The sequence below is a fragment of the Stenotrophomonas maltophilia group sp. Smal13 genome (genome assembly GCF_030236855.1).
Taxonomy (GTDB): domain Bacteria; phylum Pseudomonadota; class Gammaproteobacteria; order Xanthomonadales; family Xanthomonadaceae; genus Stenotrophomonas; species Stenotrophomonas maltophilia_A.
In genome coordinates this window covers 1-9,429 of sequence record NZ_JASJSQ010000138.1, presented here as the reverse complement: position 1 = coordinate 9,429, position 9,429 = coordinate 1, and the positions used below count along the sequence as shown (strand labels likewise).

Genomic DNA, 9,429 nt, shown 5'->3' with positions numbered 1-9,429 from the left:
GCCCCAGCATCACAAGGCGCCAGCGCTTTGGCTCTCGCTGTTGCAGTTGCAGTTGCGCCTCTGCCTGCCGCAGGCATCGGCCCTCCCACCACCCGCACCCGATACAATGGCCGTCTGCCGTAGCCCGGCATCCCGTCCCTGAGCCAAAGAGTTGCCCATGTCCATCGTCCGCATGACCGACCTCGACCTCTCCGGCAAGCGCGTGCTGATCCGCCAGGATCTGAACGTGCCGATCGAGAATGGCCGCATCACCTCCGAACAGCGCATCACCGCTTCGCTGCCGACGCTCAAGCGCGCGCTGGAGCAGGGCGCGGCGGTGATGGTCACCTCACACCTGGGGCGCCCGAAGGAAGGCGTGTGGAGCGAAGCCGATTCGCTGGCGCCGGTGGCCCAGCGCCTGTCCGAGCTGCTCGGTCGCGAGGTTCCGCTGGTGCGCGACTGGGTCGACGGTGTCGACGTGCAGCCGGGCCAGCTGGTGCTGCTGGAAAACTGCCGCATGAACGTCGGCGAGGGCAAGGACGATGAAGCCCTGTCGACGAAGTACGCCGCCCTGTGCGATGTGTTCGTGATGGATGCCTTCGGCACCGCGCACCGTGCGCAGGCCTCGACCCATGGCGTCATCCGCTTCGCCCCGGTCGCTGCCGGTGGCCCGCTGCTGATGGCCGAACTGGACGCGCTGGCGCAGGCGCTGGATGCACCGGCCAAGCCGCTGCTGGCCATCGTCGCCGGCAGCAAGGTCAGCACCAAGCTGGAACTGCTGGCCAACCTGGTCGGCAAGGTCGATCAGCTGATCGTCGGTGGTGGCATCGCCAACACCTTCATCGCTGCCGCCGGCCACAACGTCGGCAAGTCGCTGTACGAGCCGGACCTGCTGGACACCGCGAAGAAGATCGTGGCCGATGCCAAGGCGCGTGGCGCCGATATCCCGCTGCCGGTGGACGTGGTCACCGCCAAGCAGTTCATGCCGGACGCGGTTGCCGAAGTGAAGGCGGTCGACGCCGTTGCCGAAGACGACCTGATCCTGGACATCGGCCCGCAGACCGCGGCGCAGTACGCGCAGCTGATCGGGAAGGCCGGTACCGTGGTCTGGAACGGTCCGGTCGGTGTGTTCGAATTCGAGGCCTTCAGCAAGGGCACCGAAGCGCTGGCCCGTGCCATCGCCAGTTCGCCGGCGTTCTCCATCGCCGGTGGCGGCGACACCCTGGCCGCGGTCGACAAGTTCGATATCGCCCAGCAGGTCAGCTACATCTCCACCGGTGGCGGTGCGTTCCTGGAATTCCTGGAAGGCAAGACCCTGCCGGCGGTGGCCGCACTCGACGCGCGCGGCGCATGAGTGCCGATCGCAGCAAGGATGTCCTGTTCTTCGACCTGGACGGCACGCTGATCGATTCGCAGGTGGGTATCACCGCCTGCATCGCCTATGCGCTTCAGAAGATGGACCATCCGGTGCCACCGCAGGAGACCCTGCTGGGCTGGATCGGTCCGTCGCTGCGCACCACCTTCGCGCCGCTGTTCGGTGAACCGGCGCGGGTGGAACAGGCGGTGGGCTACTACCGTGAGCGCTTCGACGCCGAGGGCTGGCGCGAGCACACGGTGTACCCGCAGGTGGAAGACACCCTTCGCACGCTGCATGGTCGTGGCCATCGCCTGGCGGTGGTCACTGCCAAGAACGAGCCGCACGCGCGCCGCATCCTTGCCCACCTGCCGTTCGGTGGGCTGTTCGAGGAGATCGTCGGTTCAACCCTCGATGGCTCGCGCAGCCACAAGCCGGAACTGGTCGGTGAGGCGCTGCGTCGGCTGCAGGTGCAGCCCGCGCAGTGCTGGATGATCGGCGACCGCCGCATGGACATTGAAGGCGCGCGTCACCATGGCCTGCGCAGCGTCGGCGTGCTGTGGGGCTTTGGTGGTGAGGAGGAACTCACTGCCGCCGGTGCTGGCCAGCTCGCCCGTGAGCCGGTACAGCTGGAAACGCTGCTGGCGTGATGCGCCGTTGATCGGTAACGCCGGGCCATGCCCGGCGGCTTAACCCAGCACCCGCCGGGCATGGCCCGGCGCTACCGCCACCCTGCGCCAGCGTATGTCCGGCCGATGTCCGTTCGATGACCCGCGAAGTCAGGCCGCACAAGGCTGTAACCGTATACATGCGGCGTGAAGGATGTGCTAATTTCCGTTCTTTATCGGGAGAGGCCCATTCACCATGTTCGAGCGTCAGCGTCGCACCAAGATCCTTGCCACCCTCGGTCCGGCCACTGATCCGCCGGGCGTGCTGGAGGATCTGTTCCGCGCCGGCGTCAACGTGGTGCGCCTGAACTTCAGCCATGGCGATCCCTCCGGCCAGGCCAAGCGTGCTGCCGAAGTGCGCGCTGCTGCCGCCCGCGTGGGCGTGGAAGTCGGCATCCTGGCCGACCTGCCGGGCCCGAAGATCCGCATCGAGCGCTTCGCCGAAGGCAAGGTACAGCTGAAGGCGGGCAACCGCTTCGACCTGATCGCAAGCACCAGCGCCGGCCCGGGTGACGCCACCCAGGTGGGCGTGAGCTACCTCGGCCTGCCGCAGGACGTGGGTCCGGGCGATGTGCTGCTGCTCGACGACGGCCTGATGCAGCTGCAGGTGGTGGAAGTGCAGGGCGAACGCATCATCAACACCGTACTGAACGACGGTGTGCTGTCCGACCGCAAGGGCCTGAACAAGCAGGGCGGTGGCCTGTCGCTGGGCGCGCTGACCGAGCGCGACAAGGAACTGATCGGCATCGTCGCCAAGATCGGCGTCGACTTCATCGCCGTGTCGTTCTGCCGCAATGCGCAGGACATGAACGACGCGCGTGAGATCGCCCGCTCGCACGGCTGCGATGCCGCGCTGGTGTCGAAGATCGAGCGCACCGAGGCGATCGAGAACCTGGAAGAGATCGTCGAGGCCAGCGACGTGGTGATGGTGGCCCGTGGCGACCTTGGCGTGGAAATCGGCGATGCCGAACTGCCGGGCCTGCAGAAGAAGATCATCAAGGCCTCGCTGGCGCAGAACAAGGTGGTGATCACCGCCACGCAGATGCTGCAGTCGATGGTCGAAAGCCCGATCCCGACCCGTGCCGAAGTGCTGGACGTGGCCAACTCGGTCATCGACGGTACCGACGCGGTGATGCTGTCGGCCGAGACCGCTGCCGGTGCCTGGCCGGTCAAGGCCGTGGAAGCGATGGCGCGCATCTGCCTGGGTGCAGAGCGCCAGTTCCAGACCGAGACCGACTTCAACGCTTCGCCGCGCAACCTGGAACGTGCCGACCAGGCCATTGCCATGGCCACCATGTTCCTGTCGCAGCACGTGGGCGTGCGCGCGATCGTGGCGATGACCGAATCCGGTGGCACTGCTCGCTACCTGTCGCGTTTCCGCGCCAAGGCGCCGGTGTTCGCGGTCACCCGCCACGACGGTGCACGCCGCCAGATGGCGCTGATGCGCGATGTCTACCCGATCAACTTCGACAGCCGTGGCCTGACCCCGCGTGAAGCCGCACGCGGCAGCATCCGCCTGCTGGTGGAAGCCGAACTGCTGCAGGCCGGTGACCGCGTCGTGTTCACCAGCGGTGAGCACATGGAAACCCTGGGCGCGACCAACACCCTGCGCCTGCTGGAAGTGGGCGAAGACGGCCGCGCCAGCGGCCTGGGCGATCTGTAAACCCAGGCGGCCCCGGGTCGGAGCCGCTGCGCGGGTCCGACCCGGGGTCAGATCCCTGAAGGGGTCGTGACCCGGCGCAACAGGACATCGTCTGTCCGGTGCGGACATTGGAATCGTTTCCAGACTGCCCTGCACGTCGGTGCAACGGGCGGCGGGGCTATACTTACGTTTTTCCCGCACCCGCCACAGGAAGTACATGAGCATCGAACAGCTGGCTGAAACCGCCCAGGCCATGGTTGCCCCGGGCAAGGGCATCATCGCGATCGACGAATCCACCGCTACCATCGCCAAGCGTTTCGCAGGCGTCGGTATCGAGAACACCGAGGAGAACCGTCGTGCCTACCGCGAACTGCTGCTGACCACGCCGAAGCTCAACGAGCACATTTCCGGCGCCATCCTGTTTGACGAAACCATCCGTCAGTCGACCAAGGACGGCGTGCCGTTCGCCAAGTACATGGCCGACCACGGCATGATTCCGGGCATCAAGGTGGACAAGGGTGCGCACCCGCTGGCCGGCTGCCCGGGCGAGCTGGTGACCGAAGGCCTGGACGGCCTGCGCGAGCGCCTGCAGGAGTATTACAAGCTGGGTGCGCGCTTCGCCAAGTGGCGTGCGGTGATCAACATCGGCGAAAGCATTCCGTCGGGCACCTGCATCGAGTCCAACGCCCACGCGCTGGCCCGCTATGCCGCCCTGTGCCAGGAATGCGGCCTGGTGCCGATGGTCGAGCCGGAAGTGATCATGGACGGCGACCACGACATCGAGACCTGCTACGAAGTCACCGAAGCCACCCTGCGTTCGCTGTTCGATGCCCTGTACCAGCAGAACGTGCTGCTGGAAGGCACCATCCTGAAGGCCTCGATGGTCATCTCCGGCAAGGGCTGCGATGAGCAGGCCGACGTCGAGGAAGTGGCCGAGTCGACCGTGATGTGCCTGAAGAGCACCGTGCCGGCCATCCTGCCGGGCGTGGTGTTCCTGTCCGGTGGCCAGAGCGACGAGCAGTCCACCGAGCATCTGAACGCGATGAACCAGCTGGGCAACCTGCCGTGGCCGCTGAGCTTCTCCTACGGCCGCGCCATGCAGCAGGCCGCGCTGAAGCTGTGGGCCAAGGACATGAAGGGCAACTACGCTGCCGCCCAGAAGACCGTGTACGAGCGCGCCAAGGACAACGGCCTGGCCGCGCTGGGCAAGTGGAACGGTTGATCCGTCCCATCGCAGGATGAACAGGGCAACGCCGGCATCACGCCGGCGTTTGCTTTTGCGGGTATCTTTTCCGCCCCCACGCACCGGGCCGGTGTGCGGGACATACATGGAAGGCCAAGGAGAAAAAACATGCGTTTGGCAGCAATCACACTGGCCGTCGCCACGGTCCTGATCGCCGGCGGTTGCAACCGCATCGGTGGCGGTGGTGACGCAGGCAAGGCCGCGTCGCTCGATTTCGACAAGCCGGTGTCCGGCGAGATCACCTCGCGCAGCGGCATCAACTTCAACGACGGCAGCCATCACCAGCTGTACCAGATCAAGCTGGAAGACAGGGAACTGGTCGGCCTGAAGCTCACCGGCGCACTGACCGGTTCGATTGCCGTGTTCAACAACGGCAGCCTGGTGTCCACCAGCAATACCGGTTACGAACGCGAAGGCGATGTCTCGCTGGCCTTCCGTGCCAACGGTGGCGGCACCTACCAGGTGGCGGTCAACGCCAACGGTCCGAGCGCCTTTGGTCCGTACCGCCTGCGCGCCGAGAAGCTGAAGCCGTACGACGGCAAGCCGCTGGTGGGCAGTGGTGAGATCGTCGATATGCTGGCCAGCAACTCGCAGGACTACACCCTGCAGGTGGAGAAGGCGGGCCTGTACGAGATCCGCCTCGTCTCGGATGTCTTCGATCCGGTGCTGAAGCTGTCCGGCCAGGGCGTGGATGCCGAGAACGATGACGGCGGCGACAGCACCAACTCGCGCCTGAACCTCTCGCTGAAGCCGGGCAAGTACACCCTGACTGCACGCGGCCTCGGCGACGGCGTCAATGGCATGTTCACCCTGTCGGCCACCCGCATTGAACTGCCAGGCAACCTGGTGGATCGCGATGGCACGGCACTGCCGAAGTCGGGCAGCGCGTACACCATGCTGGACAACGAAGGCCGCCGCCGCTTCCTGCTGACCCTGGATCGTCCGGCCGACGTGCGCCTGGATGCGATTTCCAGCCAGGTCGATACCGTGCTGCGCGTGGTCGGCGGCGCCGTCGAGCTGACCGACGACGACGGTGGCAATGGCACCAATGCACGCCTGGAAGAGACGCTGCCGGCCGGTCACTACACCGTCGACGTGTCCAGCCTGAACAACGGTGCGGGCCTGGTGGAAGTGCGCGTGCAGGTCGAAGGTGCCAGCGCCGACGGTGCTGCCGTCTCGGCCGCACGCGCCGCTGCGGATGCCGCTGCTGCCGTGGCCGATGACGCCGCTGCTGCGGTGGAAGCAGCCAGCCGTTGAGGTGATCCACACGTAGCGTGGATGACCTCAAGGCCGCAACGGGAAAGGCCGGGCAATGCCCGGCCTTTCCTTTTACCGGAAGCGCTGCGGTTCAGTGCGCAGCGGCGAAGCCCGCATCGCCCAGAGGCGGCAGCATCGATCCACGCGGTTCGTTGTCCGTGCTTTGTCCCGCGGCGCTCAATGCCTGCTGGTAGGCCTTCGCCGTAGCAGTGTTGAACGCCACCAGCACGATGCGCATCGGCTGTGCATGGCTGCGCTGCCACGCCAGTGTTTCCGTCACTGCGATCTGCGCGGCCTGGTACAGCGGATAGCCATACACACCGCAGCTGATCGCCGGGAACGCGATCGACTTCACGCCCAGCGACTCGGCCAACTGCAGCGATTTCCAGTAGCAGTTGGCCAGCAATGCCGGTTCGTCGCGCTGGCCGTCGTGCCAGACCGGGCCCACCGTGTGCAGTACATGCCGCGCAGGCAATGCGTAAGCGTCGGTGGCGCGCACTTCGCCGGTTGGGCAACGCACGCCCGGACGCAGCTCCGGCAACTGCTCGCACTCGGCCAGCAATGCCGGCCCGGCAGCGCGATGGATCGCGCCGTCGACGCCGCCGCCGCCGAGCAGTGTTTCATTGGCCGCGTTGACGATCGCATCCACCGCCAGGGTCGTGATATCGCCCTGCCAAACTTCGATCTTCATGCGTCCGTCTCCTGCCTGTGAGGTGTTCCGCGCAGCATCTGCGCCGGCTGTTCCCACGGTAGGGGACAGGGCATCGATACTGCGTCATGACCGTCTCACGCGCTGCGATCCGACGGCCTTCACGCACGATGGCGGGCGACGCCTTCACGCAGGCTGAAGCAGAAAGGGGGAGGTGGCGAAACGGTAGCGCCGGGCCATGTCCGGCGGATGGTGAACGAAGCGAATGCCGGAAACAGCAACGCCGGGCATGGCCCGGCGCTACCTTGAACGAAAACGGGATCCGACCCTGAGCTCACGGCAGGCCGGCCAGCCAGTCGTCGTCGGAACCCTCATTCACATCGGCGAACAGCGGTGTGGAGAAATAGCGCTCGCCGGTATCGGGCAGCATTGCCAGGATCACCGAGCCCGGTTCAGCGCGGGCGGCCACGTCCAGCGCGCTCGCCACGGTGGCGCCGGCGGAAATGCCGACGAAGATGCCTTCCTCCGCAGCCAGGCGACGCGCGGTGGCGATCGCGCGGTCATCTTCGACCGAGACCAGTTCGTCCACCACATCGCGGTTGAGCACGTCCGGCACGAAGTCCGGGGTCCAGCCCTGGATCTTGTGCGGCTTCCAGTCATCGCCCTTCAGCAGCGCGGCGCCGGCCGGTTCGGTGGCGATGATGCGGGTCTGCGGGCGCGCGACCTTCAGCACTTCGCCCACGCCGGTAAGCGTGCCACCCGTGCCCCAGCCACTGACGAAGTAGTTCAGCCGCTTGCCGGCGAAGTCGCGCAGGATCTCGGCAGCGGTGGTGTTGCGGTGATAGGCCGGGTTGGCCGGGTTGGCGAACTGGCTGGCCAGGAACCAGCCGTGCTGCTCGGCCAGTTCGGCCGCCTTGCGCACCATGCCGCTGCCGCGCTCGGCGGCCGGGGTCAGGATCACCTTGGCACCATAGGCGCGCATCAGCTTGCGGCGCTCCACCGAGAAGGTCTCGACCATGGTGGCCACGAACTTGTAGCCGCGCGCGGCGGCGACCATCGCCAGTGCCACGCCAGTGTTGCCTGAAGTGGCTTCGACAATGGTGTCGCCCGGCTTGAGCAGGCCGCGTGCCTCGGCGTCGAGGATGATCGCCAGCGCCAGACGGTCCTTCACCGAACCGCCCGGGTTGAACGACTCGACCTTGGCGTAGACGCTGACCTGCGCGGGCGCCAGGCGCTGCAGCCTGACGATGGGGGTGTTGCCGACGGTATCGAGGATGGAGTCGTACAGGGCCATGGAAGCGCTCCGGAAACGGGGCCGCGCCGGGCTTCGGCGGGCGAAGGGGGAGGGCTGGCTGTTCAGGCCAGCGGCTGCCGGCTGACCGTAGCGCCGGCATATGACGCCCGGAAATGACCAGATACCTTTCTTAAACAACCTTTGGTTATAAGCTGGTGACGGCAATTGACCCTAGAGTGGACCTCCGCCCCACGCCGCCTGCCTCCCATGACGCTGACCCAGCTGCGCTACCTGGTTGCCATCGCCGACGCCGAGCTGAACATCACGCTGGCCGCCTCGCGCGTGCACGCCACCCAGCCCGGCCTGTCCAAGCAGCTCAAGCAGCTGGAGGACGAGCTGGGTTTCCTGTTGTTCGTGCGCAAGGGCCGCAGCCTGGAGTCGGTCACCCCGGCCGGCACCGAGGTCATCGCCCGCGCCCGCGCGGTGCTGGCCGAGGCCAACAACATCCGCACCTACGCGGCCAACCAGCGCCGCGAGAGCCAGGGCCAGCTGATCCTGACCACCACCCACACCCAGGCGCGCTTCGTGCTGCCGCCGGCGGTGGCAGCGATCAAGCAGGCCTACCCGCAGGTGAGCGTGCACCTGCAGCAGGCCGGCGAAGCCGACGCGCTGGACCGCTTGAATCAGGGTGATGCCGATATTGCGATCATCAGCACCGCTGGCGGTGAGCCCACCGATGGCATCGCGGTGCCGCTGTTCCGCTGGCGGCGCCTGGTGGTGGTACCGAAGGGCCACCCGCTGGACCGCGCCGGCCGCGCCCCAGACCTGGCCGCGCTTGCCCGCCAGCCATTGATCAGCTACGAATCCTCGACCCGGCCGAATTCCTCGTTGCAGCGCGCCTTCGCTGCGAACGGCCTGGTGCCGGATCTGGCGCTGACCGCGCTGGATGCCGACCTGATCAAGACCTACGTGCGTACCGGTCTGGGCGTGGGCCTGCTGGCGGAGATGGCGGTCAGTTCCAACGACGAAGACCTGAGGTCGTGGCCGGCCCCGGAGCCGATCACTGAGTGCATTGCCTGGGCGGTGCTGCCTCGCGATCGCGTGCTGCGTGATTACGCGCTGGAGCTGGTGCACGTGCTGGCACCGCAGATCGATCCGCGTGATCTGCGCAGGGTGCTGGATGGCAACCAGGCGGCGGCGTGGCCGGTGCCACCGACGTGGGAGTCACTGACCCAGACCATCACGGTGTGAGGTGGGTCGAGCAGGGCTTGCAGCCCTGCACCCGCGGTAGTGCCGGCCGCTGGCCGGCAACCTCAGAAGCAACATCAACATCAAATGCGGGTTTCCTGTGGGATGGCGGGGCGGTGTGGGCAGGCAGGACACGCCGTAAACCCATCCATGGG

At 66.7% G+C, this 9,429-nt stretch carries 8 protein-coding genes; 6 read left to right on the top strand and 2 right to left on the bottom strand.

The features are described 5' to 3' along the window. The first annotated feature begins 157 nt into the window (after positions 1–157). The 5 genes from QRO95_RS24405 to QRO95_RS24385 all read left to right on the top strand — a co-directional run bounded on the left by QRO95_RS24405 (position 158) and on the right by QRO95_RS24385 (position 6,143). Complete coding sequence (locus QRO95_RS24405; RefSeq protein ID WP_285303654.1) at positions 158–1,333, top strand: phosphoglycerate kinase; 1,176 nt, start codon at positions 158–160, stop codon at positions 1,331–1,333. After that, positions 1,330–1,983 carry an HAD hydrolase-like protein gene (locus QRO95_RS24400; RefSeq protein ID WP_032127870.1) on the top strand — a complete coding sequence of 218 codons (654 nt, stop codon included), beginning with the start codon at positions 1,330–1,332 and terminating at the stop codon, positions 1,981–1,983. The genes QRO95_RS24405 and QRO95_RS24400 overlap by 4 nt, the downstream gene beginning before the upstream one ends. Positions 1,984–2,197: 214 nt before the next feature. Continuing rightward, on the top strand, positions 2,198–3,664 hold the full coding sequence (pyk, locus tag QRO95_RS24395) for a pyruvate kinase (protein ID WP_032127871.1): 1,467 nt from the start codon (positions 2,198–2,200) through the stop codon (positions 3,662–3,664). A gap of 196 nt (positions 3,665–3,860) precedes the next feature. Beyond that, positions 3,861–4,865, top strand: coding sequence for a class I fructose-bisphosphate aldolase (locus QRO95_RS24390; RefSeq protein ID WP_010481439.1), 1,005 nt, complete (start codon positions 3,861–3,863; stop codon positions 4,863–4,865). 129 nt (positions 4,866–4,994) lie between these two features. Next, positions 4,995–6,143: a hypothetical protein gene (locus tag QRO95_RS24385; RefSeq protein WP_032127872.1), complete on the top strand. Its 1,149-nt coding sequence runs from the start codon at positions 4,995–4,997 to the stop codon at positions 6,141–6,143. Positions 6,144–6,234: 91 nt separating this feature from the next. Here QRO95_RS24385 and QRO95_RS24380 read toward each other — a convergent pair whose 3' ends face one another. Both QRO95_RS24380 and cysK read right to left on the bottom strand, forming a co-directional pair. Then, complete coding sequence (locus tag QRO95_RS24380) at positions 6,235–6,834, bottom strand: O-acetyl-ADP-ribose deacetylase (protein ID WP_032127873.1); 600 nt, start codon at positions 6,832–6,834, stop codon at positions 6,235–6,237. Positions 6,835–7,126: 292 nt separating this feature from the next. After that, positions 7,127–8,086, bottom strand: a complete 960-nt coding sequence (gene cysK / locus QRO95_RS24375) for a cysteine synthase A (RefSeq protein WP_285303653.1) — start codon at positions 8,084–8,086, stop codon at positions 7,127–7,129. Between the two features lie 207 nt (positions 8,087–8,293). Between cysK and QRO95_RS24370 the strand changes: the two genes are divergently transcribed. Continuing rightward, on the top strand, positions 8,294–9,277 hold the full coding sequence (locus tag QRO95_RS24370; RefSeq protein WP_043403003.1) for a LysR family transcriptional regulator: 984 nt from the start codon (positions 8,294–8,296) through the stop codon (positions 9,275–9,277). The last annotated feature ends 152 nt before the right edge of the window (positions 9,278–9,429 follow it).

What these genes read in the sequence shown, in the direction of transcription:
- QRO95_RS24400 (WP_032127870.1), top strand. Translation starts at nt 1,330, where the DNA reads ATGAGTGCCGATCGCAGCAAGGATGTCCTGTTCTTCGACCTGGACGGC.
- QRO95_RS24370 (WP_043403003.1), top strand. Translation starts at nt 8,294, where the DNA reads ATGACGCTGACCCAGCTGCGCTACCTGGTTGCCATCGCCGACGCCGAG.
- cysK (WP_285303653.1), bottom strand. Translation starts at nt 8,086, where the DNA reads ATGGCCCTGTACGACTCCATCCTCGATACCGTCGGCAACACCCCCATC.
- QRO95_RS24390 (WP_010481439.1), top strand. Translation starts at nt 3,861, where the DNA reads ATGAGCATCGAACAGCTGGCTGAAACCGCCCAGGCCATGGTTGCCCCG.
- QRO95_RS24380 (WP_032127873.1), bottom strand. Translation starts at nt 6,834, where the DNA reads ATGAAGATCGAAGTTTGGCAGGGCGATATCACGACCCTGGCGGTGGAT.
- QRO95_RS24385 (WP_032127872.1), top strand. Translation starts at nt 4,995, where the DNA reads ATGCGTTTGGCAGCAATCACACTGGCCGTCGCCACGGTCCTGATCGCC.
- QRO95_RS24405 (WP_285303654.1), top strand. Translation starts at nt 158, where the DNA reads ATGTCCATCGTCCGCATGACCGACCTCGACCTCTCCGGCAAGCGCGTG.
- pyk (WP_032127871.1), top strand. Translation starts at nt 2,198, where the DNA reads ATGTTCGAGCGTCAGCGTCGCACCAAGATCCTTGCCACCCTCGGTCCG.